Origin of the sequence: Janthinobacterium sp. SUN128 (assembly GCF_030587275.1) — a bacterium.
In the GTDB taxonomy this organism is placed as follows: Bacteria; Pseudomonadota; Gammaproteobacteria; order Burkholderiales; family Burkholderiaceae_D; genus Janthinobacterium; species Janthinobacterium lividum.
Genome location: NZ_JAPWHY010000001.1, coordinates 3,237,349 through 3,261,050 on the forward strand (window position 1 = coordinate 3,237,349; position 23,702 = coordinate 3,261,050).

A 23,702-nucleotide genomic window follows, 5' to 3' on the forward strand; every position below is an offset into this window, starting at 1 on the left:
CGTAACTGGATAAGAAGCTAAGTAGCAGCTGGAATCAGGGAAGGTCCGGACTGGTCGAGTCCGGGCTTGAAGTTCGGCTTAAGACAGGATGCCAGCGTCGCGCAAGGCATCGCGCACGGTGGCATGGCAATTCTCAGCCAGCGGCACCAGTGGCAAGCGTATGCCGGCTGGCATCAGGCCCATTTCGGCCAGCGCCCATTTGACGGGCACCGGATTGGGCTCGACAAACAGTTTCTGGTGCAAAGGAAAAACTTTGTTATTGATGGCAATCGCCGTGGCGTGCTCGCCCGCCATGGCCGCGACGCACATGTCGTGCATGGCGCGCGGCGCGACGTTGGCCGTCACGGAGATATTGCCGTGGCCGCCGCAGAACATCAGCGCCATGGCGGTCGGATCATCGCCCGAGTACACGGCGAAGTCGGCCGGCACGAGGCGCAGCAGGTCAATGCCACGGCCGATATTGCCGGTCGCATCTTTCACGCCAACGATATTCGGGATGGCGGACAGGCGCACGATGGTTTCGTTGCTCATGTCGGCAACCGTGCGGCCAGGCACGTTGTACAGGATGACGGGGATGTCGACGGCTTCGGCGATGGCCTTGAAGTGCTGGTACATGCCTTCCTGGGTAGGACGGTTGTAGTACGGCACCACTTGCAAGACAGCATCGGCGCCCGCTTCTTTCGCGTAGCGCGTCAGTTTGATGGCCTCGGCCGTGGAGTTGCCTCCGGCGCCGGCGATGATAGGAATGCGTCCCTTGGCATGTTCGACGGTCAACTGGATCAGTTCGCAGTGTTCTTCCACGCTGACTGTTGCCGATTCGCCCGTCGTGCCAACGATGACGATGCCGTCCGTACCCTCGGCGATATGCCAGTCGATCAGCTTGCGCAGGCCTGGAAAGTCCAGACTGCCGTCTGCGTGCATCGGGGTGACGATTGCTACAATGCTGCCCTTGATCATAGTAAGTTTATAGCGCCGATAAATAAAACAACGATTGTAGCGGATAGCCCGCGCCTGTGGTGCATTCTGACATAGTATGGCCGCTCAAAACGTCGGCAGCAGGGCTGCCAACCGTGGAAAATCCGGCCGGACGGCACAAATTCGTTGCACCAGAGCAGCTTTTGGCTGTTCCACGCGCCCATCCTCATACGCTACCACACGCAAGCCGTGCTGGACCGCCCAGGTCAGCATTTCGCCTTCCTTCAGCAGGAACTTCGGATTCGACGGCTTGCCGAACTGCTCATTGCCTTCAGCAAACGTTTCATACAGCAACACGCCATCGGGCGCCAGGCTGGCAATCATGGCTTCCAGCAGGGGCCGGTGCAGGTAATTGGTGACGACGATGCCGGCAAAACGGCCGGGAGCGAAAGGCCACACGGCGCCCGGCCCTTCCAGGTCCACCAGCGACGTGGTGATGCCCGTGCCAGCCGCCTTTTCCAGCATTTCCGGATCATGGTCGAGCGCGATCACGGGGTGGCCCAGGCTTACCAGGTGGCGCGCGTGGCGGCCCGCACCGCAGGCCAGGTCCAGCACTTCACCGCCGGGGATCAGGGGCGCCCAGCGGCGCAGCCAGCCGGAAATCGCTTCGGTTTCTAATATTGGTTCAGTTACTTGCATCGGTACTTCCATCAATTATTTGCGTCCATCCAGTTGCTTGCATCAAGTCAACAGGGCCGTCAGGGGCGTGACCAGGGTGACAAAAATGCCAATGACAAATTCGATCGCCGCCAGCAAGGCGCGGTTCAATACGCCCGTGTACATCAGCAGCACCAGGGCGCCGAAGACATACAGGCTGTAGCGCTCTATGCTGGCGTAAGGACGCGCCAACTGCATCGGCAGCAAGCCCGTCATGATGCGTCCGCCATCGAGGGGCGGCACGGGAATCAGGTTAAAGACAAACATGGCCGCATTCACGCTGACGCCGGCGCCCGCCATCTTGCGGAAAAACATGCCCATTTCCGTCGGCGGCATCACGCTGAGCACGACAAAGGTGATCATCCAGCCCAGGCCCATGACGAAATTGGCGCCAGGACCGGCAAACGCCACCCAGGCCATCTGCTTCTTCGGATTGCGCAGGCGGCTGAAATCGACTGGCACCGGCTTGGCATAGCCGAACGGCACCTGGATCGTGAAATACAGCATCAGGGGCAGCAAGATCGTGCCGAAAGGGTCGATATGCCGGATGGGATTGAGGCTCAGCCGGCCTTCGTTCGAGGCCGTGGGATCACCGAAATAACGGGCGGCATAGCCATGCGCCGCCTCATGCAGGGAAATGGCAAACAGCACCGGCACCAGGTACACCGCAACGGTCTGGACTATCGTATTGAAATCGCTCATGACCGCGATTCTACCAGAGGCGAACTAGGCTCTTTCTTACGTTGTCATTAAGAACAGATGAAGAACGGCGCCAGAACAGACCTGCGATGCCGCCTACAAACCCAGCACGGCCGGGTCGCCGCGCCCCACGCGCACCACTTCCGGCTCCGCTCCCGTCAGGTCGATCACGGTGCTGGGGCCATGCGCGCAGACGCCGCCATCGATGATCAGGTCGACCAGTTTTTCCAGCCGTTCGCGGATCGTGTCGGCATCCGTCAGGCTGTCTTCATCGCCGGGCAGGGTCAACGTCGCGCCCAGCAGCGGCTGGCCCAGCTCCTCCAGCAGGCATTGCACGATGCGGTGCTGCGGCACGCGCAGGCCGATGGTCTTGCGCGAAGGATGGCTGAGACGGCGCGGCACTTCCTTCGTCGCTTCCAGGATGAAAGTATAGGCGCCCGGCGTGGCCGCCTTGAGCAGGCGGAACTGGCGGTTGTCCACGCGGGCATACACGCCCAGCTCGCTCAAGTCGCGGCACAGCAAGGTTAAATGGTGCTTTTCATCCACGCCACGGATGCGGCGCAGGCGCTCGACGGCACCCTTGTCGTCGAGCTGGCACACCAGCGCGTAGCAGGAATCCGTGGGCAAGGCCACGACGCCGCCGGACTGGATGATCTGCGCCGCCTGCTTGATCAGGCGCAATTGCGGATTGTCAGGGTGAATCTGGAAAAATTGACTCATGTGTAAGCGTTCTGGCGAACCAGCTTGTTAAGTTAGCATTATTGTACGCCGCGCAGCGCGGCGATGCGTTGTTCGAGGGGCGGATGGGTGGCGAACAGCGCGCCCCAGCCGCCATTGCCGCCGCTGATGCCCAGCGCCTGCATCGATTGCGGCAGCTCGCCCGGCGGCACGCCGCCCAGGCGGGCCAGCGCGTGCATCATCGGCGTGGGGCTGCCCAGCAGCTTGGCGGAACCGGCGTCGGCGCGGAATTCGCGCTGGCGCGAGAACCAGGCCACGATGATGGAAGCGAGCAAGCCGAAGATCACTTCGCACACCATCACGGTGACAAAATAGCCGATGCCGCGCCCGCCGCCTTCGCGGTTGTTATTTTTCAACAGCACGTTATCGACAAAGAAACCCACCACGCGGGCCATGAAGACGACGAAGGTATTCACCACGCCCTGGATCAGGGTGAGGGTCACCATGTCGCCATTCGCCACGTGGGCGATCTCGTGGCCCAGCACGGCTTCGACTTCATCGCGGTTCATGCTTTGCAGCAAACCGGTGGAGACGGCCACCAGCGCGGAATTCTTGAAGGCGCCCGTGGCAAACGCATTCGCCTCGCCCTCGTACACGGCCACTTCCGGCATGCCGATGCCGGCCCGCTCGGACAAGGCGCGCACGGTATTGACCAGCCACAATTCCGTCGACGACGTCGGGTTGTCGATCACGCGCGCGCCCGTGCTCCACTTGGCCATCGGCTTGCTGATCAACAATGAAAAGATCGAACCCGTGAAGCCCACCACCAGTGAAAACACCAGCAGGCTGCCCAGGTTCAAGGTGCTGCCGCGTGCCGGATTGCCCACGCCCAGCAAACTGAGCACGAGCGACAGCACCAGCATCACGGCCAGGTTGGTTGCGATAAACAGGACGATACGTTTCATGGGCGATGGCTCCGAAAAACAATAATAATTAAAAGATAAGTATGCGGTCGCGACTTTTCAAGCCCGCGCTGCAGGCGCAGGCCAGCCGCGCCCTAGAACCAATCGTGCCAAATCGGGGTGACGTTGGCTGGCAAAGGCGGCAGCATGGCAAAATCCACGCGCGACTCGCCCGGCGCATGGAAATCCGTGCCGCGCGAGGCGAGGAAGCCGTAAGCGTTGGCCAGCTGCGCGTATTCCGGATACTGGTCCGGACTGTGGCTACCCGTGACGACTTCGATGGCCACGCCGCCGAGTTGTTTGAATTCATCGAACAGCACGCCTTGCGCCATGTCGCTGAAGCGGTAGCGGCCCGGATGGGCGATGACGGCCACGCCGCCCGCGCCGCGTATCCAGCCCACCGCTTCGGCCAGGGTAGCCCAGCGGTGCTCGACGTAGCCCGGCTTGCCTTCCGACAGGTATTTCTTGAACACGTCGGGAATGTTCGCGCATTTGCCCGTTTCCACGATGTAACGGGCAAAGTGCGTGCGCGACATCAGATCAGGGTTGCCGACGAATTTCAAGGCCCCTTCATAGGCATCGGGGATGCCGGCCAGGTCCAGCTGGCGGGCGATTTCGCGGCCGCGCGCGTCGCGCCCGGAACGCGTCTGGTGCAAGCCCTGCACCAGACCCGGATTGTTTTCATCGACTTGCAAGCCGACGATGTGCACGGTTTCGCCAGCCCACGTAATGGAAATTTCCACGCCGGCCACGAAGCGCATCCCCAGGTCCAGCGCGGCCGTGCGCGCGGCGGCGATGCCGGACACTTCATCGTGGTCCGTCAACGCCCACACGTCGACGCCCGCCTTGCGTGCGTGCGCAGCCACGGCGGCGGGGGACAGCACGCCGTCGGAGATATTCGAATGACAATGCAGGTCGACTTTAAGCATGTGAAAACAATACCCTGCACGGGCTCAGCATGGAAGAAGTTTTCATTGTACGCTGCTTGTCAAATAGCGCTGCAGCGTTCCCGACACACATCAGGCCAAAAAGGCTTCCACCAGCCTTGCCAGTGCCTGCGGCTGGTCATGATGCAGCATGTGGCCCGCGTCCAGCATCATCTCGCAGCGCACATCCTTGATACAGGCCAAACGCCGGTCGATCTCAACGCGCGCCTGCTCCTTGGGCCCCATCCATTGCCACATATTCGTGTCATCGGCCTCCACCCACAGCACGGGCGCCGTGATGCGGCGCCAGCAGGCCATCACCTCTTCCACCTGGTACAGGATGGGATTGACGCGCTTGTGCTGCGGGTCGCCCATGATGTCCCACTCGCCCGCCTCGTTCTGCGCCGACCAGTGTTCGGCGAGAAAAGCCGCGCGCTCGTCCGGCAGGCGCGGATTGGTCTTTTGCAGGCGCTCGGCCACGGCCTGTTGCGTGGGATAGCTGCGCATGGCGGGCGGCTCGCGCAATTCGTCGAGCCACTTGGCGTAGCGGCCCGGCGCCTGCTCCGGCTTGGTGGCCATCATGCCGAAGCCTTCCAGATTGATGAAGCGGCTGATGCGCTCGGGCCGCACGCCCGCGTACAGGCCGGCCACGTTGGCGCCCATGCTGTGGCCCAGCAGGTTGACGGGTGCGTCCGGCGAATAGTGCAGCAGCATGGCGTCCAGGTCGGCCAGGTAGTCGGGGAACCAGTAGGTATCCGATTGCGTGTAGTCGCTGAGGCCAAAGCCGCGCCAGTCGGGCGCGATCACGTGCCAGTCGCCCTGCAACTCGTCGACGACGAACTGGAACGAGGCGGCCACGTCCATCCAGCCATGCACCATGAACAGGATGGGTGCGCCTTCGCGGCCCCAGTGGCGCACATGCGTGCGGGCGCCGCGGATGTTGATGAATTCGGAACGGGAAAGTTTCATGGGTTTCATCGGATGCCTGCCTTGAAAGTGGCGCAGATGGCGCCACATGCTGTGTCTGTAGATAGGGCGCGCATAAAAGTACGACCGTTCGATAATTATACCGGATTAACGCCCGGCGCTCGGACTTGCCCTGCAACAGCGTAAAATAGCGCAAAACTTCCGCGTCCGGCCGTGCCCGGCGCTTCCACCACCGCCACAGGCTAACGATGACACTCTACCAATTGGGCGCCGATGCGCCGCTGATTGATGCTTCCGCTTTTGTTGCCGACACGGCCAATGTGATCGGCAAGGTGACCCTGGAAGCGAATACGTCCGTATGGTTCGGCGCCACGATTCGCGGCGACAACGAACGCATCACCGTGGGCGCCAACAGCAATGTGCAGGAAGGCGCCGTGCTGCATACGGATCCGGGCTACCCGCTCGACATCGGCCGGAACGTCACCATCGGCCACCAGGCAATGTTGCATGGCTGCACGATCGGCGATGGCGCCCTGGTCGGCATCCAGGCCGTGATCCTGAACGGCGCGAAGATCGGCAAGAACTGCCTGGTCGGCGCGGGCGCGCTGGTCACGGAAGGCAAGGAATTTCCCGACAATATGCTGATCATCGGCTCACCGGCGAAAGCCGTGCGGGCCCTGACGGCAGACGATATCACCAGGCTACAAGGCAACGCCGTGAACTATGTGCAACGCGGCCAGCTATTTAATACGCAACTCAAGAAGATTGGATAAAAGAATGACGACTGAAACCACGGGCGCAGTCAGCGCAGCCCTTACCGGCCAGGATACCCTGCAAAAATTTATTTTCGACAACGCCGCCGTGCGCGGCCAGTTCATCGACGTTTCCGGCACCTGGCAGGAAGTGGTGTCGCGCCACGCCTACCCGACGGCCGTGAAAAAAGTGCTGGGCGAAATGGTGGCCGCCGCCGCCCTGCTGTCGGCCAACTTGAAATTCAACGGCTCCATCATCATGCAAATCCACGGTGACGGTCCCGTGCGCCTGATGGTGGTCGAGTGCGATTCCGACCTGCGCCTGCGCGCCACGGCCAAGCTGGACCCGGATGCCACGATTCCCGACGTGGCCACCGTGCCGCAGCTGCTCAACGCCACGGGCAAGGGCCGCTTCATCATCACCCTGGACCCGGCCGACAAGGTGCCGGGCCAGCAACCGTACCAGGGCATCGTGCCGCTGGACGGCGACGACATGGCCACCGTGATCGAAAACTACATGTTGCGCTCGGAACAGCTCGACACGCGCCTGTGGCTGGCCACGGACGACACCGTCTCGCGCGGCCTGCTGCTGCAAAAACTGCCCCACCATGGCGGCAAGGCCGAAGCGACGCCCGTCTCGGAAGAAGATGCGCTGGACACGTGGAACCGCGCCGTGATGCTGGCGTCGACCCTGAAAGAGGCGGAAATCCTGTCGACGGACATCGATACCCTGATGCAGCGCTTGTTCTGGGAAGAAACGATCCGCGTCTTCGACCCGCTGCACCCGAGCTTCCATTGCACTTGCACGCGCGAAAAAGTGGGCAATATGCTCAAGATGCTGGGCGAGGAAGAAGTCAACAGCACCCTGGACGAAGTGGGGCAAGTGGGCGTGAACTGCGATTTCTGCGGCCAGCACTACGAGTTCGACAAGGTCGATTGCGCACAGCTGTTCATCACGGATGCGCCGGCCGAAGTGCTCATCCCGCCAGCCGCCAGCATTAACTAATTGTAATAATCTCCGCGCCGCCCCTCAGGCGGCGCAATTGTTTCTACTGTCATCTTCCCGTCATCAGTTCGTCATCAGCCCGTCACGCGCCGCCGTTACGCTGCGCAGCTTGTATTACTTCCCACTTTCCACAGGCTGATGATGACCACCCACTTGACGCTGGCCCTGCGCCGCCATTCCTTTCACGTGTTGCTGGGCGCTTGCGCCGCGGGCTTGAGCCTGCCGGCACTGGCGCAAACGGCCGTCGCCGCCGCCGTGGCGTCCGCCGCCACCGACATGGCCGCTGCTGCTGCCCCGGCTGCCGACGAGAATGCCCCGATCACCACCGTGGAGATTTCCTCGCGCAAGACGCGTTCTTCAGTCGCCCTGAGCAAGAGTGAAATCCAGAAAATCCTGCCTGGCACGAATCCGCTGAAAGCCTTGCAAACCTTGCCCGGCGTCAGCTTCCAGACGGCCGATCCATGGGGCAACAACGAGCAGAACCTGTCGCTGTTCGTGCATGGCTTTTCCGGCCAACAACTGGGCTACACCATGGATGGCGTGCCGCTGGGCGACCAGCAGTACGGCAACTACAACGGCCTGTCGCCGCAGCGCGCCGTAATCAGCGAAAACGTGCGCAGCGTCGTGCTGTCCTCGGGCGCGGGCGACCTGGCCACGGCCTCGACCAGCAACCTGGGCGGCACCATCGAAACCTATTCCAGCGACCCGCTGGCCACGCAGGGCGCCAGCGTGCAGCAAACCGTGGGCAGCCACCGTACCTCGCGCACGTTTGCCCGCTACGACACGGGCGCCTTCGGCGACGGCAGCAGCGCCTATTTTTCCATCCTGCACCACGAAGCGCGCGCCTGGGACTTCGATGCGCGCCAGGGCGGCGACCAGTTCAACGCCAAGTACGTCAACCGCAGCGAGGCGGGCAAGCTGACCCTGTTCTTCAATTACTCGGACAAGATCGAGCCGAACGAGGACAGCACCGTGCATGTGGCCGGCGAAACGAGCTCGCCGTACACGCGTCCCTTCCTGTATCCGGATTTCAAGGCGGCCCTCAACTACCTGTCGCCGACGGGCGCGACGCCTGCCGCCGATGGCAACAATTACCGCAATTACTACAGCGATGCGCAGCGCACCGATTACCTGGCCTACGCCAAGTTCGACGCCAATTTGTCCGAAGGCATGACATGGTCGAACCAGGTGTATTACCACAAGGATGACGGCGCGGGCGTGGTGGCCGGCCCCATCGGCGTGGCCGGCTTGCCGGGCCTGTTCAGCGTGTACTACCCGAAGCAGAACCTGAAGGAAGTCTTCGGCAACTCGGGCTACGCCGTGCGCACGACGGAATACGACATCAAGCGCGGCGGCTTCATTTCCACCCTGCGCAAGGAAATCGGCGAGCATCAGCTGGAAGCGGGCTTGTGGCTGGAACAGAATCGCTCGTCCGCCTACCGCCGCTGGTATGCGCTGGACGTCAACAACCCGACTTCGCCGTACGACCGCCCCAGCAATCCCTTGATCACGCAATACGGCAGCGAGATCGACAACAAGGTGGTGCAGTTGCACTTGCAGGATGAGTGGCGCATCCGTCCCGATATCGCCCTGCAGGCCGGTTTCAAGTCCAGCCTGCAGTTTGCCGATGGCCAATTCCCCGTGCAGCCGGCCAAGGGCGCCATTTCCGGCGGCTCGACGGCCTTGCCGGTCGGCACCATCAACACGAAAAAATGGTTCTTGCCGCAAGTGGGCGCGCGCTGGGACTTCACGCCGCAAGACCAGCTGTACTTCAATATCCAGAAAAACATGCGCCAGTTCGTCACCTACGGCGGCGGCGGCGCCTCGCCGTGGAGCTTGTCGAGCCAGGCCGCGTTTGATTTGTTCAAGCGCGATGCCAAGCCGGAAACGGCCCTCACCTATGAAGTGGGCGTGCGCGGCAGCCACGCCTTGAACCTGGGCGCCATCACGGCCATCGATGGCCAGGTCAATGTGTACCACGTCGATTTCAGCAACCGCTTGCTGCAGATCAGCCCAACGCCTGTGATTTCCTCCATCATCGGTGGCAACCCCGTGCTGGCCAACGTGGGCAGCGTGCGCACGGACGGCATCGATATCGCGGGTACCGTCCACTTTGGCAACAATTTCTCGTTCTACAATGCCCTCTCGTACAACCGCTCGCAGTACGCGGACAATTACAACAATGGCGCCGCGCTGGTGCTGACGGCGGGCAAGAACGTGCCAGGCTCGCCGGAATGGCTGAACAAGTTCGTCGCTTCCGCCACGGTTGGCGATATCGAAGTGCAGCTGACGGGAGACTATGTGGGCAAGCGCTACGCGACGTACACCAACGATCTGTCCGTGCCCAGCTATTTCCTGATGGGCCTGGGCGTGTCGGGCAAGCTGCCGGCCATGGCCGGCTGGCTGAAAAATCCGCGCTGGAGAGTCAACGTCAGCAACCTGGCCAACCGCGAAGGCTCGCTGAACGTGGTGGTGGGCGCGGCCGACAAGACGTATAACACCTTCCCGATCGCCCCGCGCCAGGGCTTCCTCACCTTGACGGCGGATTTCTGATGCGTACGCCTCTCCTTCCGCAACGGCATTTTTCGCGCCGCAGCTTCGTCCAGGCGGCCGTCGGCGGCCTGGCCCTGGCCGCCGCGCCCGGCTTCGCGGCCGGCCTGCTGGAAACAAAACCAAGCCGTCCGCTGGTCTTCGCCCACCGGGGCGCCAGCGCCCTGCGCCCTGAACACACGCTGGCGTCGTACGCCAAGGCCATCCTCGATGGCGCCGATTACGTCGAGCCGGATCTGGTCGCCACGCGCGACGGCATCCTCGTGGCGCGCCATGAAAGCAACCTGATCGACACCACCGACGTGGCGCGCCGTCCCGAGTTTGCCAACCGGCGCGGCAAGAAGCTGGTCGATGGCGAATGGCACGAAGGCTGGTTCGTTGACGACTTCACCCTGGCCGAGCTGAAAACCCTGCGCGCCATCGAGCGGCTGCCGAAAGTACGCACCGGCAACACCTTATACGATGGACAATTCCAGATTCCGACGTGGGAAGAAATCATCGATTTTGTTGCAGCGCAATCGGCCGCCAGCGGGCGCATCATCGGCCTGGTGCCGGAGCTGAAAAGCTCCACGTATTTCCGCGATGCGGGCCTGGCGCTGGAAGACCGTTTCCTGTCGACCATGCTGGCGCACGAGTACACGCGCCGCGCACCGATCGAGATCCAGTCCTTCGAAGTGGCGAATTTGAAATACCTGCGCGAGAAGCTGGGACGGCGCGCCAACGTGCGCCTGATGCAGCTGGTGGTGGGCGGCGATATCCGCCCGATGGACGTGGCCAAGGCGGGCGGCAAACTGACCTTCGGGCAAATGATCACGCCGGCCGGCCTGCGCGACATCGCCGCCTACGCGGACGTGGTGGCGCCGCCCACGCGGGGCGTCATCCCATTGGGCGCCGACCAGCGCCTGGCCAAGCCCTCTTCCATCGTCGACGATGCGCACCAGGCGGGCTTGCTGCTGCACACGTGGACCTTCCGTCCGGAAAACCGTTTCCTGGCGGCCGACTTCCGCGACGGCAATGGCGAGAATGCGCGCAACGAGGCCGGTTCCGTGGCGGAAATGCGGCGCTATATCGAGACGGGACTGGACGGCTTTTTCAGCGACGATCCGGGTCTGGGACGCATCGCCGTCGGATAAACATTTCGTAACAAATTCATTTTCAGGGCGTGGCCGATGGCTACGCCCTTATTATGCGTTTCTTGAATTTCTGAAATTGGAATTTGAAATTGGACGCATATCGCAAACTCCATTATTGTGCAATGCAACAACAGACCATTCATGGAGGGCATATGTCCACTTTTACCAACACCTACAGCAACGACAACGATAACTACTTCAGCAACCTGGGCCGCGCCACGCGCGCCTTCCTGGGCGCCCTGCTCGCTTCCAAGCCATACAGCGAACTGGCGCAGAAGGAAGTCATCGCCACGACGACGACCAGTGCCGATGACGAGCGCTATGTGCGTCCAAGCAAGCGCGATTTCGCCCTGCTGAACTCGGAAGCGAACCGCTACGAAAAGCTGATGCCGAATCTGGCCGCAGAACTGCGCTTCCTGGCGTCGCGCGGTTAAAAAACGTTCATGGCGGCGTTGCCTGCGCCTCGCCGTACTGACGTATTGTCTTCGGCTTGGCGCCTGGCCCTGGACGTTTTTTTAGCTCACTAAATATTAACAAGGAATTTTTATGATGTTTCTCGAAACCGCATTGATCGCCGTGGCCGTCGTGGTCACCGGCATCCACTTTTACCTGATCACGACCGGCAAGGCCCGTTTCTGATCAGCAAGCAGCAAGGCAGTAGCAGCACGCCGCGCCATGCGGCCAGTCGTGTGCAGCAGTACAAGGTAATAAGTACAAGGTAGTCATGTGATATGTCAGCCTGGCAATCGGTCCAGGCTGGCAAGTGGGAAGTTAGTACTGTCTTAATGTGGCGCAGCAGCGTCCACCGGTGTTTCCAGCAGTGGCGGGGTCTGGCCCTTGCGCACGATCTGCACGAAAATCTCATTCTGTTTGACCATGCCCAGCTCATAGCGGGCACGCTCCTCGACGGCGCCCGTACCATCCTTCAGGTCGCGCACTTCGGATTCGAGCTTGGCGTTTCGCGCCTTCAATTCCACGTTCTTCTTGTTGGCCACCGCCACTTGGGCTTCCATGTCGGCAACACGCAGCCAGCCGCCTTTACCCAGCCAGAGGGGAAATTGTATCAACAGCAGCAGGGCTGCCAGGGCGAGCGTAATCAGGCGCATGGGACATTCAGTTAAAAAACCGGCCGGAACATCTCCGGCCGGCCAGTGGGTTTTACATCAGCTTACTTCAGATTATAGAACGCATCGCGGCCAGGGTAGCTGGCGATGTCGCCCAGGTCTTCCTCGATACGCAGCAGCTGGTTGTACTTGGCCATGCGGTCCGAACGCGACATCGAGCCGGTCTTGATCTGCAGGGCATTGGTGGCCACGGCGATATCGGCGATGGTCGAGTCTTCCGTTTCGCCCGAGCGGTGCGAAATGACGGCCGTGTAACCGGCGCGCTTGGCCATTTCGATGGCGGCGAAGGTTTCCGTCAGGGTGCCGATCTGGTTGATCTTGATCAGGATCGAGTTGGCGATGCCTTTCGAGATGCCTTCTTTCAGGATCTTGGTGTTGGTGACATACAGGTCGTCGCCGACCAGTTGCACTTTCTTGCCCAGTTCCTTTGTGAGGATCGCCCAGCCGTCCCAGTCGCCTTCATGCATCGCGTCTTCGATCGAGATGATCGGGTACTTGTCGCACCAGGTCGCCAGCAGGTTGGTGAATTCGGTGGCCGTCAGGCTCAGGCCTTCGCCTTCCATTTCGTACTTGCCGTTCTTGTAGAACTCGGACGCGGCACAATCGAGGCCGATGGCGATCTGCGTGCCTGGCTCGTAGCCCGCTTCTTCGATGGCCTGGATGATCAGCTTGATGGCTTCTTCATGGTTGGCCAGCGATGGCGCGAAACCGCCTTCGTCGCCCACGTTGGTGTTCAGGCCCTTCTTGTGCAGGATCTTTTTCAGCGTGTGGAATACTTCCGCGCCGTAGCGGACGGCTTCCTTGAACGACGGGGCGCCCACGGGAATGATCATGAATTCCTGGATGTCCAGGTTGTTGTCGGCGTGCGCGCCGCCGTTGATGACGTTCATCATCGGCACTGGCATCTGCATGGCGCCCGAACCGCCGAAATAGCGGTACAGCGGCAAGCCCGCTTCTTCAGCGGCAGCCTTGGCGACAGCCATCGAGACGGCCAGGATGGCGTTGGCGCCCAGGCGCGATTTGTTTTCCGTGCCGTCCAGGTCGATCAGGGTACGGTCCAGGAAAGCCTGTTCATTGGCGTCCAGGCCCATGATGGCTTCGGAGATTTCGGTATTGATGTTTTCGCATGCTTGCAGCACGCCCTTGCCGAAGTAGCGCTTGGCGTCGCCATCGCGCAATTCCACGGCTTCGCGCGAACCGGTCGAGGCACCCGACGGCACGGCCGCACGGCCCATCACGCCCGATTCCAGCAACACATCGCATTCGACGGTCGGGTTACCGCGCGAGTCCAGGATTTCGCGACCGATAATATCAACAATAGCACTCATGTCATTCTCCAAAGTTAAGCGTAACAGGGGCTGCACACTGCGTTCTGATGCGCAATTGCACAAAGTGGGCAAAGAAACTCCCGGCGGAGACTATCAGGCCGGGAGCTGTCTTACAGGTAATACTGTCGCTATCGACCGGCGTTATTCAGCGACGGCGTTGGCTTCCTTGTGCGCCAGCGCTGCCTTGATGAACGAGGTAAACAACGGATGGCCGGTGCGTGGCGTCGACTTGAACTCAGGATGGTATTGCACGCCCATATACCATGGGTGGGCATTCTCACCCGTGCGTGGCAATTCCATGATTTCGCACAAATCTTCGCTCGGCGTACGGGCCGACACGATCAGGCCAGCCGCTTCGACACGGGCCAGGTAGTGATTATTGGCTTCGTAGCGATGGCGGTGACGCTCGGTCACCACGCTGCCGTAGATCTCGGCGGCGAGGGTGCCCGGATTGACGGCGCAGGTCTGCGCGCCCAGGCGCATGGTACCGCCCAGGTCCGAGTTTTCATCGCGCAACTCGACTTTACCATCGTGGTTTTGCCACTCATTGATCAGTGCAACGACAGGTTGATCCGTATCAAGGTCGAACTCGGTCGAATTCGCGTTTGGCATGCCTGCCTTGTTGCGCGCGTATTCGATCAGGGCCACTTGCATGCCCAGGCAGATGCCCAGGTAAGGGATCTTGTTTTCACGGGCGAACTGGGCCGCCTTGATCTTGCCTTCCACGCCGCGCTTGCCGAAGCCGCCCGGTACCAGGATGGCATCGTACTTGCCCAGGTTGTCGCAACCGGTCGTTTCGATTTCTTCCGAATCGATGTATTCGATGTTGACGCGGCTTTCCGTGTGGATGCCGGCGTGGCGCAGCGCTTCGATCAGCGACTTGTACGACTCGGTCAGCTCGACATACTTGCCGACCATGCCGACGGTGATTTCCGCCTTCGGGTGCTCCATCGTATAGATCAGCTTGCTCCAGATCGACAGGTCGGCCGGCGCCGGATCGAGGTCCAGCGCGTCGCAGATGATCTTGTCGAGGCCCTGGTCGTGCAGCATTTGCGGCACTTTGTAGATGGTGTCGACATCCCATACGGAAATGACGGCGTCTTCCTCGATGTTCGAGAACAGCGAGATTTTCGCGCGCTCGTCTTCCGGGATGGCGCGGTCGGCGCGGCACAGCAGCGCGTTTGGCAAGATGCCGATTTCGCGCAGCTTTTGCACCGAGTGCTGGGTCGGCTTGGTTTTCAGTTCACCGGCCGAGGCGATGTAAGGCACCAGGGTCAGGTGGACGAAAGCCGTGTTCTTGCGGCCGGCGCGCAGGCTCAGCTGACGCGCCGCTTCCAGGAATGGCAGCGATTCGATATCGCCGACGGTGCCGCCGATTTCGCACAGGGCCACGTCGTAGCCTTCGGCGCCACGGCGGATGTAATCCTGGATTTCATTGGTGATATGCGGAATCACCTGCACGGTCTTGCCCAGATATTCGCCCCGGCGTTCCTTGCGGATCACCGATTCATAGATCTGGCCAGTGGTGAAGTTATTCACCTTTTTCATGCGGGTGGAGATGAAGCGCTCGTAGTGACCGAGGTCGAGGTCGGTTTCGGCCCCGTCATCGGTGACGAATACTTCACCGTGCTGCATAGGGCTCATCGTGCCAGGATCGACGTTGATATACGGGTCGAGCTTGAGCATGGTGACTTTAAGGCCGCGCGATTCGAGGATCGCGGCGAGGGAGGCGGCGGCAATCCCTTTTCCAAGGGAAGACACAACGCCACCAGTGACGAAGACAAATTTGGTCATTGCAGATGGTGCCGAACGGCACGTGCGGGAAATTGAAATTATACACTAAAGCCCGCCTGCGTCGCTCCCCGCGCGCGGAAATTTGCGCCAAATGACGACTATCCCTCCCCCTCCTGCTGTCTACGCGCAACAAAATTACCCAATAACAATAATTGAAATATTTCCAATTCCATATTTTGTGTGGGAGACCGAACAGACCCTGCCACGGCAGACGTCCAGACTGGAATTTTTCAACGGAGGTACATCATGAGCTACGAAGAACGCGACGCCTACGGCATGTATGTCAACCGCGGCCACAAAGGCCCCGGCCCTGAACTGATGGGTGCAGACACCCTGATCGGCGACCATGTGCACAACGCCAAGGATGAACATCTGGGCGAAATCAAGGAAATCATGATCGACATGCGCAGCGGCAAAATCGCCTACGCCGTCATGTCGCACGGCGGCGTCTTCACCATCGGCGAAAAGCTGTTCGCCGTGCCGTGGGAAGCGCTGCTGCTCGACACCGTCAACAAGCGCTTCACCCTCAACGTCGACAAGGAACGCATCGAAAACGCCCCCGGCTTCGATACGGATAACTGGCCGAACATGGCCGATACCACGTGGATCAATTCCATCCACAGCTACTACGGCACCACGCCGCGTTGATAACACCTGACAAAACTTACTGCGCGGTGCGCTTTGCGGCCGGCGATGCTCACTGTGCTATAGCACAGCTGCGCTTCTCGGCCACAAATCACATCCGCTCGCTACAGTTTTGTCAGGCGTCGCCGCTTTGCTAAAAAACTAGAAGCGGTACTCCAGCCCTGCCACATACGTCCTGCCCCGTGCCGTGCTCAGCGGCGTATTCTCTTGCGACTGCGATGGCATCGAGTTCAAGCGGTTCAGCGCTTCCGAGAAATCCTTGTTCATGGCGTTTTGCACGGACAGGCGCAGGAACAGGTTCTTGCTGACCTGGTAACTCGCATACAGGTCGATCACGGCTGGGATCTTCGGATTGTCGGCCTTGAGCACTTCGCCCGTCGCTTCATCGGCTTCATTATCCGGCGACAGGCGGCGGTTCGAGCCCGTGTGCTTGAGGATGGCGCCCACTTCCAGCTTGTTGTCCAGCAGGCGCGTGCCCACGTCGAGGTTGTAGTACACGCTGGGCAGCTCGCTGATGTCGGCCGCGCCAAACCAGGCGCTGGCGATCGACGTGGGCTGGCGCGTCGTTTCGCGCGTGTACGACAGGCGCGCATAGGCCGGCCCCAGCTGGTACTGCGCTTCCAGTTCCCAGCCGCGCGTATGCACGGGTGTGGCCGAGTTAATGTAGATATACATATTCGTCACGTACGCATCGACGGTCTCCCAATCCGTGGCGATCACTTCCGATATATTGCACTTGCGCCCGTTATCGCACACGAGGAAGGATTGGCTGGTGATATAGCCATCGATCTTGCTCTTGAAATACAGGGCCTTGAAATTCAGCACGTCGTTCTTGCTCAGCAAACCATGCAGGCTGGAATTAAAACCCAGCTGGTAGGTGCTGGCCCGCTCGCCCTTCAGGAAGGGGTTCATCGACGCCCCGCCGTCATTCGAGAAAAACACTTCCTGCGGATTCGGCCCGCGCATGGTGCGCTCGGCGCTGGCAAACGGCTGGAACCATGGCGTCACCTGCGCGGAAACGAGCAGCGAGGGATTGATGCCATGCTCCTTGAGCGCAATATTGCTTGCCCCTTGCGGGAAGCACTGCACGCGCAAATCGCAGGCGGGCTTGTGGCCCGTCAAATCAAAATGCGTGTAGTTGAGGCCCGCATTGACTTGAACAATGCCGCGGTTGTATTGCAGGCCCGCATACAGGCTGTTGATCTTTTGCACGCCCTCGGGACCGAACGTATTGTTTTCAATCGATTGCTGGTTCGCATCCGGGTTGTCCGGATCGTCGACCAGGCTTTCCACGTGCTTGCTGTATTTATTACGCATCAGCTTGCCGCCAATGGTCACCAGCGCATCGCCGCCGGCCAGTCTGAGGCTGCTGGTGTTGTTGATATCGAAGGCGTCGGCGCGGTTGGCCGCATTCGTGTTGATGAAATTGGTCAGCGCCTCGGGCATGTATTTCTGGTTGCCGCGACTGCTGCTGGCCACCACATTGAGATCGATCAACTCGGAAAACGGCGTGTAGTGATATTTTACGTAGTAGTCATCGCTATGGATGTCGCGGCGCGTAAACGTGCTGCGGTAATCGCGCGCCGACAGTTCCACCGCATGGAAGTCGCTCAACTTGAGGTCCAGCTTGAGCAGTTGCGACTTGGGTTTTTGCTTGTAATAGCGGTTGTAGCCAAAACCGAATTCCTCGCTGTTGACGCCCTTCGCATTCTTGTAGTTATTGCCGATCACGCTCGCGCTGGTGGCGGCCATGAAACCCACGCTGCCGCCATCGAAGGCCGGATTTTTCATACCCACGGCCAGCATGGCGCTGCGCCCCACGCCATTGCTGCCGGCGGACATCTTCGTGCGCGCCCCCGTTTTTTCCCCGGCGAAGACGACGTCATCGACGCCGATGGTGCGGAAATTGGCGCTGCCGGCCAGCGCATTGACGCCGTCGCCGCCGACGACATTGCCACGCGACACATCCACGCCGATGATGAAATTCGGATCGATCAGCGCGCCGAACTGACTGCTGGGCACGCCGCCGTGCGACACGGACGAGGGTGCGCTGCCATAGTAATTCTGACTCACGCCATCGACCATCATGTTGACGCGCCCCAGGCCCGACAAGCCGCGGATGTTGACGCTGACGGCGCCCTGCGCCGGATCGATCTGGGTAAACGTGCCCGGCATGCCGCGCAGGATCTGGTCGACGGGCTGCAAGCGCGTGTCCGGCCCGCGCGCACTGACGGCGCCCGGTTTTTCCAGCGCCTGCTGTTCCGCGGGCACCGTTTCACCCGATACATTCAATGGTGGAAATTCCACCTTGCCACTGTCTTGGACTTGTTGCGCCCATGCCTGCTGCGCGAGCAAAGCCATGCAGATGCCCACGGCCTGCGTCATTGTCTTGATATGCATACACCCTCGATTTGTTATGGATAGATTTTTGAATGAAAAACAATCGGCATCCTCATGCCTTGTCCTGTCCTGGCTCCAGCTTGAATGAGACGGGCAAGGTGACGGTCACCGTGCCCTGGTGCAGGACGTTATCGGGTGGCGCCGGCAACGGTTGCGCGCGCTCAAGCACTTGCAGCGCTTCGCGGTCGAGCAGCACCGTGCCCGATGAAGTGACCAGTTCGCTGGCCAGCAATTTGCCCTCGCGGTCCACCTGGAAGCGCACCCAGGCGGCGCCAGCCCGCTTGCGCTGGCGCGCATCGCCCGGATAGCGCTTGAAGTGGGCCAGATGGCTGAGCACGCGGCTTTGCCAGCTGGCCGGCGCCGCGCTGCTTGACGGCGTGTCGCTATTGAACGGCGCCGCCTGCGGACCGCGCATGGCAGCCGGTGCCGGCGTGGCGCTGCTGCTGGCCTGCGCGGGCACGGCAGCTTCCTTGGCGGCATCCTTGCCCGGCTCCGTTGATGGGCTGGCAGCCGCCTTTTCCTCTTTTTCCGCCGCGACGATCTCCGGCGCGGCGGCGCGCGCCAGCACGGGCAACGCCTCTTGCCGGATGGCGCTCCTTGGCGGCCGGGCCGAGCTGGAGGCAGCCGACTGGCGCGCGCCCACGGCATGCGCGACCTGTGTTTCCGGCGACATCGCCTGTGCGGCAAATACCACCATCACGCTGGCCGCCGGGTTGGCGGGCGCCACGGTAACGGAATGCCAGCTGGCCCACAGCAGCAACGCCAGCATGCCCGCTACCACCAGCGCCGTGGCGATGCCCCAGTTCAATACGGGGCGCGGATTCACCCACCCTCCCGGCCGACCAGGCCCACCTTCAGATAACCGGCCTGGCGCAGGGCATCCATCACGCCCAGCACGTCTTCATACGCTGCTTGCTTGTCAGCCTGGAAAAACAGGGTGCGCTGGCGGTCGCCGCCCGTCTGGGCGTCAAGCAAACCGCCCAGCTGCTCGCGCGCCACGGGCGACTCGCCCAGATACAGGCTGTGGTCCGCTTTCAGGGAAACGAACAGGGGCTTTTCGGGGCGCGGTTCCGGCTTGGCAGTGGCGGCCGGCAAGTCGATTTTCAGGTCGACCGTGGCCAGCGGCGAGACCACCATGAAGATGATCAACAACACCAGCATCACATCGATGAAGGGCGTGACATTGATCTCGCTCAACTCAGGCATGTCGGCCGTGTCGTCGTCCTGGGAAGGAAAGAGGCTGGCCATGGCTCAGGCCTGCTTGCGCGTGTCGAGGTCGCGGCTCAGCATCAGCAGCACTTGCGCAGAAGCGGCGCGCAGCTGCGCCTTGTACTGGTTGATGCCACGGCTCAAGACGTTATAAATGACGACGGCGGGAATCGCCGCCACCAGGCCCAGGGCGGTGGCCAGCAAGGCTTCCGCGATGCCCGGCGCGACGGTTGCCAGATTCGTGCTCTGGCTGACGGCGATGCCGATAAAGCTGTTCATGATGCCCCACACGGTGCCGAACAGGCCGACGAACGGCGCCACGGCGCCGATGCTGGCGAGCAGGCCGATGCCTTGCGTCATGGCGCGCACCTGCTGCGCAATGAACTGTTCCTGGCGAAAGCCGGCCCGCTCTTTCAGGGCCGCCGCCGGCGCGCTGGCGTGCGACAGATCCAGTTCCTGCTGCACATCGTCGAGCAACTGCTGCGCCAGCGAAGTGCTGCCTGCCCCCTCCACTTTGGCGGCCGCGTCAGGCAGCGAGGTGGCCGTCTTCAGCATGGCGACGGCTTGCGCCGCCGCGCGCCGGGCTTGCAGCAAACTGGCGCCCTTCACCAGCAAGACCACCCAGGTGGCCAGCGCGGCAATCAGCAAGCCGATGAGCACGCTTTTGACGACCTGGTCGGCGGCGAAAAACATGCCCAACGGCGACATATCATGCGGCAAGGCGGACGCTTGCGCGGTGGCGTGGAACAGGGAAAGAAACATGCCGCCAGCGGCGGCTTTGATACGGAACAAGGGGATACGCATGGGAGCTTCAACAGGTAACAGGCATGGCTGCGCCAACGGCGCGCATGCGCATGCAAAAAAATCGGACGGACTACCTGGCTGCTGCGGGGAAGCTTGCTGGGGGAGAATGCCGGGCTGACCGCCCGGCGGAGGTAAAACGGCTTACTTGGCGCTGGCGATGGCGGATGCGGCAACCGGCGTGAACCAGACGAAATCCGCCTGCGGCGCCAGCACAGTGGCGCCCGTCTGCGCCAGGACCAGCACCAGCGGCGCAGGGCCGCCCGTCAAGTCCTGCACGTGCAGCGGCACGCCCAGGTCCTTGTGCGCATGGTAGGCGCCGGCGATCAGCACGGCCGGCGCGGGCGCGGCCAACAGGCGCTCGGCCATGCGGCGGTCGCGCTGCTGCTGCACCGACAGCATGGCGGCCAGGCGCGGTTCGTCGATCTGGTTGTCATGCATGACGCGGATGATATCTTTCAGCTTGGCATGCACCTTGCCATCGTTGGCCAGGTTCGAGTGCTTGCCCTGCACGGCCGGCTTGTCGACAAACATTTGCTTGATCTCGCTACGGTCCAGGTTGGCCGACCAGACGGGATACGGCGCGCGCATCACGGTCATGACCAGGTCGCCATACTGCTCCCACTTCCAGCTTGGCTGCCAGGCCAGCAGCTCGGCCACGTGCTCGGGGCGCACGACGGGATCCGTCTGCAGCCACGGCTTGACCTTGTCCACCTTGGCTTGCTGGTCCGGGTTCAGCATTTCCAGCAGCACGCTGCCTTGCGGGCGCCGGCCCTGCAGTTGCAGCAGCAGCCATTGCTCGATCTGGTGATGGCTGAGCTGGTCATGCTGTTCGCCCACGATGATCCTCGGCGCAGCGGCCAGCTGGGCCAGCAGTTGCTCGGCAGTCACGCGCTGGCCGCTGCGCAAGTCGACGATCTCGCCCAGCTGGCGCACATCCTGCGCGGCGGACGTCGCGGCGGCGCCGGTGGCCGCGCCAGTTACGGGGGCGACACTGCTGCAGGCGCTCAGGGCCAGCACGCAGGCGGGCAGGACGGCAGCGATGGACAGGGAGAATTTCATGGGCATGGCCTTTCGGGTCTAAGCACGCATTGCAAAATAACTACTGGCGGGCATTTTAATGGAAATGATTCTCATTTACAACCAATGCATGGCGAACCATACAGATTTTTTTACTACTGGCAAAAACCAATATGCTGCTTCGGTGAAATCCCCGGGCGCGGAGTAGAATAAAAAAAACGGAGGACTCGCGTGAATCAAACTGACCAGTTGGCGGTACTGAAAAAACCGCTGCCCGTATCCCTTGCTGCCGTACTTTCCCTGATCTTTGCCGACCGCTTTTCCATGACGCAAGCCATGCGCGAACACCATGGCCGCGACGAGTCGAGCTATCCTCCCATGCTGCCGGACGCCGTCATCTTCGCCCATTCCACCGAGGAAGTGGCGGCCGCCGTCAAGCTGTGCAGCGCGCACGACGTGCCCATCATCGCCTACGGCAGCGGCACTTCGCTCGAAGGCCATGTGCTGGCCCTGCATGGCGGCGTGACGATTGATCTGTCGCAAATGCACCAGATGGTGGCGGTGCATGGCGAAGACTTGACGGCCACCGTGCAGGCAGGGGTGACGCGCAAACAGCTGAACGAGGAAATCCGCGACACGGGCCTGTTCTTCCCCATCGACCCGGGCGCCAATGCGTCGCTGGGCGGCATGGCCGCCACGCGCGCCTCGGGCACGAACGCCGTGCGCTACGGCACCATGCGCGAAAACGTGCTGGCCCTGACCGTGGTGACGGCCGATGGCCGCATCATCAAGACGGGGACCAGGGCGAAAAAATCGTCGGCCGGCTACGACCTGACGCGCCTGTTCGTCGGCAGCGAGGGGACCCTGGGCATCATCACGGAAGTGACGGTGAAACTGTATCCGCTGCCGGAAGCGATCTCGGCTGCCGTGTGCTCGTTCCCCGGCACGGGCGAAGCCGTCAGCGCCGTGATCCAGACCATCCAGATGGGCATTCCCGTGGCGCGGGTCGAGTTTCTCGATGAAAATGGCGTGAAAGCCATCAATGCCTACGACAAGATGGCGCTGCCGGAAAAGCCATTATTACTGTTTGAATTTCACGGCACGCCGGCCAGCGTGGCCGAACAGGCGCAGCTGGTGCAAGCCATCACGGCGGAGCATGGCGCCAGCGATTTCGAGTGGGCCAGCCGTCCCGAAGACCGCTCGCGCCTGTGGGCCGCGCGCCACAATGCGTATTTCGCCCTGCTGCAACTGCGCCCCGGCAGCCGCGCCATTTCCACCGATTGCTGCGTGCCGATTTCGCGCCTGGCCGAATGCATCCTCGCCACCAAGGCCGATTGCGAAGCGCAGGGGCTCGTCTACGCCATCATCGGCCACGTGGGCGACGGTAATTTCCACGTGCAGATGCTGGTCGATCCCGATGACCCGGCCGATATCGCGCGCGCGGAAAAGGTCAACAGCGACATGGTCACGCGCGCCATCGGCATGGACGGCACCTGCACGGGCGAGCACGGCGTGGGCATGCACAAGATGGCCTTCCTCGTGGAAGAACATGGTGCAGGCGCGATCGACACCATGCGCGCCCTCAAGCACGCGCTGGATCCGAAGAACATCATGAATCCGGGGAAGATCGTGCGCTGGTAACTATAATGCCATGCGCATCGGCACGAAAGCGATACCGCCCTCCTCCACCGTCGGCCCCGTGGCGACAAAGCCCAGGCTTGTGTACAGGGGCAAGGCGTACAGGGAGGAATTGACGGTAAACGCCGTCACATCGCCTTTGGCCAGCGACGCATCGCGGGCTGCCTGCCACAGGCGGCGCGCCATGCCGCGCCGGTGCCAGGCGCGCGGCACGAACATGTGGAACAGATGCGTGTTGTCGCGCATGGCCACCACACCGGCCAGTGCACCGTCGATATGCGCGAGCTGGTAGGCATAGCGAGTCTGCGACAGATAGCCTTCGATGGCCGGCTGGCGGCAATGTTCGATGAATTTTTCCGCCCCCGCGCCATCCGGGTGCAGGGTCAAAAAAGGCATCAGGTCGTCGATAAGGGCGACGATGGCGGGCGCGTCGGCGACCAGGGCGGGACGCAGTGTCGGTTCGGGCAAGGTTGTCATC

The 23,702-nt window shown here is 61.7% G+C and carries 23 protein-coding genes; 7 read left to right on the plus strand and 16 right to left on the minus strand.

What is annotated here, in order from left to right:
• Window positions 1-78: 78 nt before the first annotated feature.
• The 7 genes from dapA to O3297_RS14640 all read right to left on the minus strand — a co-directional run bounded on the left by dapA (window position 79) and on the right by O3297_RS14640 (window position 5,866).
• Window positions 79-957: a 4-hydroxy-tetrahydrodipicolinate synthase gene (dapA, locus tag O3297_RS14610; protein ID WP_305049012.1), complete on the minus strand. Its 879-nt coding sequence runs from the start codon at window positions 955-957 to the stop codon at window positions 79-81.
• Window positions 958-1,041: 84 nt separating this feature from the next.
• Window positions 1,042-1,614: a bifunctional 2-polyprenyl-6-hydroxyphenol methylase/3-demethylubiquinol 3-O-methyltransferase UbiG gene (locus O3297_RS14615; RefSeq protein WP_070260359.1), complete on the minus strand. Its 573-nt coding sequence runs from the start codon at window positions 1,612-1,614 to the stop codon at window positions 1,042-1,044.
• A 42-nt stretch (window positions 1,615-1,656) separates the two neighbouring features.
• Window positions 1,657-2,334, minus strand: coding sequence for a site-2 protease family protein (locus O3297_RS14620; RefSeq protein ID WP_305049013.1), 678 nt, complete (start codon window positions 2,332-2,334; stop codon window positions 1,657-1,659).
• A 93-nt stretch (window positions 2,335-2,427) separates the two neighbouring features.
• Entirely contained in the window at window positions 2,428-3,051 is a 624-nt protein-coding gene (locus O3297_RS14625) for an L-threonylcarbamoyladenylate synthase (RefSeq protein WP_305049014.1), read from the minus strand.
• 38 nt (window positions 3,052-3,089) lie between these two features.
• Complete coding sequence (gene htpX, locus O3297_RS14630; protein ID WP_305049015.1) at window positions 3,090-3,974, minus strand: protease HtpX; 885 nt, start codon at window positions 3,972-3,974, stop codon at window positions 3,090-3,092.
• A 92-nt stretch (window positions 3,975-4,066) separates the two neighbouring features.
• Window positions 4,067-4,900 carry a 3',5'-nucleoside bisphosphate phosphatase gene (locus tag O3297_RS14635; RefSeq protein ID WP_151096656.1) on the minus strand — a complete coding sequence of 278 codons (834 nt, stop codon included), beginning with the start codon at window positions 4,898-4,900 and terminating at the stop codon, window positions 4,067-4,069.
• 90 nt (window positions 4,901-4,990) lie between these two features.
• Window positions 4,991-5,866, minus strand: a complete 876-nt coding sequence (locus O3297_RS14640) for an alpha/beta fold hydrolase (protein WP_305049016.1) — start codon at window positions 5,864-5,866, stop codon at window positions 4,991-4,993.
• Window positions 5,867-6,072: 206 nt separating this feature from the next.
• On the opposite strand from O3297_RS14640, the gene O3297_RS14645 reads away from it, so the two are divergent.
• The 5 genes from O3297_RS14645 (at window position 6,073) to O3297_RS14665 (ending at window position 11,699) form a co-directional block, all read left to right on the plus strand.
• Complete coding sequence (locus tag O3297_RS14645) at window positions 6,073-6,597, plus strand: gamma carbonic anhydrase family protein (protein WP_070260363.1); 525 nt, start codon at window positions 6,073-6,075, stop codon at window positions 6,595-6,597.
• A 4-nt stretch (window positions 6,598-6,601) separates the two neighbouring features.
• Window positions 6,602-7,582 carry an Hsp33 family molecular chaperone HslO gene (hslO, locus tag O3297_RS14650; protein WP_305049017.1) on the plus strand — a complete coding sequence of 327 codons (981 nt, stop codon included), beginning with the start codon at window positions 6,602-6,604 and terminating at the stop codon, window positions 7,580-7,582.
• A 138-nt stretch (window positions 7,583-7,720) separates the two neighbouring features.
• On the plus strand, window positions 7,721-10,135 hold the full coding sequence (locus tag O3297_RS14655) for a TonB-dependent receptor (protein WP_305049018.1): 2,415 nt from the start codon (window positions 7,721-7,723) through the stop codon (window positions 10,133-10,135).
• A complete protein-coding gene (locus O3297_RS14660; RefSeq protein ID WP_305049019.1) occupies window positions 10,135-11,265 on the plus strand; it encodes a glycerophosphodiester phosphodiesterase in 1,131 nt (376 codons plus the stop codon). The genes O3297_RS14655 and O3297_RS14660 overlap by 1 nt, the downstream gene beginning before the upstream one ends.
• Before the next feature lie 152 nt (window positions 11,266-11,417).
• Window positions 11,418-11,699 carry a hypothetical protein gene (locus tag O3297_RS14665; RefSeq protein WP_305049020.1) on the plus strand — a complete coding sequence of 94 codons (282 nt, stop codon included), beginning with the start codon at window positions 11,418-11,420 and terminating at the stop codon, window positions 11,697-11,699.
• 348 nt (window positions 11,700-12,047) lie between these two features.
• On the opposite strand, the gene ftsB is transcribed toward O3297_RS14665, so the two are convergent.
• From ftsB to O3297_RS14680, 3 genes are all read right to left on the minus strand, one after another.
• Window positions 12,048-12,371, minus strand: coding sequence for a cell division protein FtsB (gene ftsB / locus O3297_RS14670; protein WP_010400534.1), 324 nt, complete (start codon window positions 12,369-12,371; stop codon window positions 12,048-12,050).
• Window positions 12,372-12,433: 62 nt separating this feature from the next.
• Window positions 12,434-13,717 carry a phosphopyruvate hydratase gene (eno, locus tag O3297_RS14675; RefSeq protein ID WP_070260371.1) on the minus strand — a complete coding sequence of 428 codons (1,284 nt, stop codon included), beginning with the start codon at window positions 13,715-13,717 and terminating at the stop codon, window positions 12,434-12,436.
• Window positions 13,718-13,858: 141 nt separating this feature from the next.
• Window positions 13,859-15,511, minus strand: coding sequence for a CTP synthase (locus O3297_RS14680; protein WP_034783327.1), 1,653 nt, complete (start codon window positions 15,509-15,511; stop codon window positions 13,859-13,861).
• 246 nt (window positions 15,512-15,757) lie between these two features.
• Between O3297_RS14680 and O3297_RS14685 the strand changes: the two genes are divergently transcribed.
• Window positions 15,758-16,159: a PRC-barrel domain-containing protein gene (locus tag O3297_RS14685; protein WP_034783326.1), complete on the plus strand. Its 402-nt coding sequence runs from the start codon at window positions 15,758-15,760 to the stop codon at window positions 16,157-16,159.
• Window positions 16,160-16,297: 138 nt separating this feature from the next.
• Here O3297_RS14685 and O3297_RS14690 read toward each other — a convergent pair whose 3' ends face one another.
• The 5 genes from O3297_RS14690 to O3297_RS14710 all read right to left on the minus strand — a co-directional run bounded on the left by O3297_RS14690 (window position 16,298) and on the right by O3297_RS14710 (window position 21,628).
• Window positions 16,298-18,556 carry a TonB-dependent receptor domain-containing protein gene (locus O3297_RS14690; RefSeq protein ID WP_305049021.1) on the minus strand — a complete coding sequence of 753 codons (2,259 nt, stop codon included), beginning with the start codon at window positions 18,554-18,556 and terminating at the stop codon, window positions 16,298-16,300.
• 52 nt (window positions 18,557-18,608) lie between these two features.
• Window positions 18,609-19,382 carry an energy transducer TonB gene (locus tag O3297_RS14695; RefSeq protein ID WP_305049022.1) on the minus strand — a complete coding sequence of 258 codons (774 nt, stop codon included), beginning with the start codon at window positions 19,380-19,382 and terminating at the stop codon, window positions 18,609-18,611.
• Window positions 19,379-19,804, minus strand: coding sequence for a TonB system transport protein ExbD (gene exbD, locus O3297_RS14700; RefSeq protein WP_099394407.1), 426 nt, complete (start codon window positions 19,802-19,804; stop codon window positions 19,379-19,381). Before exbD ends, O3297_RS14695 begins: the two co-directional genes overlap by 4 nt.
• Window positions 19,805-19,807: 3 nt before the next feature.
• On the minus strand, window positions 19,808-20,569 hold the full coding sequence (exbB, locus tag O3297_RS14705; protein WP_305049023.1) for a tonB-system energizer ExbB: 762 nt from the start codon (window positions 20,567-20,569) through the stop codon (window positions 19,808-19,810).
• A 141-nt stretch (window positions 20,570-20,710) separates the two neighbouring features.
• Window positions 20,711-21,628 (minus strand): ChaN family lipoprotein, encoded by a 918-nt coding sequence (locus O3297_RS14710; protein ID WP_305049024.1) that lies wholly within the window; start codon window positions 21,626-21,628, stop codon window positions 20,711-20,713.
• A gap of 189 nt (window positions 21,629-21,817) precedes the next feature.
• Between O3297_RS14710 and O3297_RS14715 the strand changes: the two genes are divergently transcribed.
• Window positions 21,818-23,227, plus strand: coding sequence for an FAD-binding oxidoreductase (locus tag O3297_RS14715; protein ID WP_092606577.1), 1,410 nt, complete (start codon window positions 21,818-21,820; stop codon window positions 23,225-23,227).
• Here the strand turns inward: O3297_RS14715 and O3297_RS14720 are convergent, their stop codons facing one another.
• Window positions 23,228-23,701 (minus strand): GNAT family N-acetyltransferase, encoded by a 474-nt coding sequence (locus tag O3297_RS14720; protein WP_305049025.1) that lies wholly within the window; start codon window positions 23,699-23,701, stop codon window positions 23,228-23,230.
• Between the last annotated feature and the right edge of the window lies 1 nt (window position 23,702).

What these genes read in the sequence shown, in the direction of transcription:
- O3297_RS14640 (WP_305049016.1), bottom strand. Translation starts at nt 5,866, where the DNA reads ATGAAACTTTCCCGTTCCGAATTCATCAACATCCGCGGCGCCCGCACG.
- dapA (WP_305049012.1), bottom strand. Translation starts at nt 957, where the DNA reads ATGATCAAGGGCAGCATTGTAGCAATCGTCACCCCGATGCACGCAGAC.
- O3297_RS14680 (WP_034783327.1), bottom strand. Translation starts at nt 15,511, where the DNA reads ATGACCAAATTTGTCTTCGTCACTGGTGGCGTTGTGTCTTCCCTTGGA.
- O3297_RS14620 (WP_305049013.1), bottom strand. Translation starts at nt 2,334, where the DNA reads ATGAGCGATTTCAATACGATAGTCCAGACCGTTGCGGTGTACCTGGTG.
- O3297_RS14685 (WP_034783326.1), top strand. Translation starts at nt 15,758, where the DNA reads ATGAGCTACGAAGAACGCGACGCCTACGGCATGTATGTCAACCGCGGC.
- O3297_RS14665 (WP_305049020.1), top strand. Translation starts at nt 11,418, where the DNA reads ATGTCCACTTTTACCAACACCTACAGCAACGACAACGATAACTACTTC.
- O3297_RS14645 (WP_070260363.1), top strand. Translation starts at nt 6,073, where the DNA reads ATGACACTCTACCAATTGGGCGCCGATGCGCCGCTGATTGATGCTTCC.
- O3297_RS14660 (WP_305049019.1), top strand. Translation starts at nt 10,135, where the DNA reads ATGCGTACGCCTCTCCTTCCGCAACGGCATTTTTCGCGCCGCAGCTTC.
- exbD (WP_099394407.1), bottom strand. Translation starts at nt 19,804, where the DNA reads ATGGCCAGCCTCTTTCCTTCCCAGGACGACGACACGGCCGACATGCCT.
- O3297_RS14625 (WP_305049014.1), bottom strand. Translation starts at nt 3,051, where the DNA reads ATGAGTCAATTTTTCCAGATTCACCCTGACAATCCGCAATTGCGCCTG.
- O3297_RS14615 (WP_070260359.1), bottom strand. Translation starts at nt 1,614, where the DNA reads ATGCAAGTAACTGAACCAATATTAGAAACCGAAGCGATTTCCGGCTGG.
- O3297_RS14710 (WP_305049024.1), bottom strand. Translation starts at nt 21,628, where the DNA reads ATGAAATTCTCCCTGTCCATCGCTGCCGTCCTGCCCGCCTGCGTGCTG.
- exbB (WP_305049023.1), bottom strand. Translation starts at nt 20,569, where the DNA reads ATGCGTATCCCCTTGTTCCGTATCAAAGCCGCCGCTGGCGGCATGTTT.
- O3297_RS14635 (WP_151096656.1), bottom strand. Translation starts at nt 4,900, where the DNA reads ATGCTTAAAGTCGACCTGCATTGTCATTCGAATATCTCCGACGGCGTG.
- hslO (WP_305049017.1), top strand. Translation starts at nt 6,602, where the DNA reads ATGACGACTGAAACCACGGGCGCAGTCAGCGCAGCCCTTACCGGCCAG.
- O3297_RS14690 (WP_305049021.1), bottom strand. Translation starts at nt 18,556, where the DNA reads ATGCATATCAAGACAATGACGCAGGCCGTGGGCATCTGCATGGCTTTG.
- ftsB (WP_010400534.1), bottom strand. Translation starts at nt 12,371, where the DNA reads ATGCGCCTGATTACGCTCGCCCTGGCAGCCCTGCTGCTGTTGATACAA.
- eno (WP_070260371.1), bottom strand. Translation starts at nt 13,717, where the DNA reads ATGAGTGCTATTGTTGATATTATCGGTCGCGAAATCCTGGACTCGCGC.
- O3297_RS14655 (WP_305049018.1), top strand. Translation starts at nt 7,721, where the DNA reads ATGATGACCACCCACTTGACGCTGGCCCTGCGCCGCCATTCCTTTCAC.
- O3297_RS14720 (WP_305049025.1), bottom strand. Translation starts at nt 23,701, where the DNA reads ATGACAACCTTGCCCGAACCGACACTGCGTCCCGCCCTGGTCGCCGAC.
- htpX (WP_305049015.1), bottom strand. Translation starts at nt 3,974, where the DNA reads ATGAAACGTATCGTCCTGTTTATCGCAACCAACCTGGCCGTGATGCTG.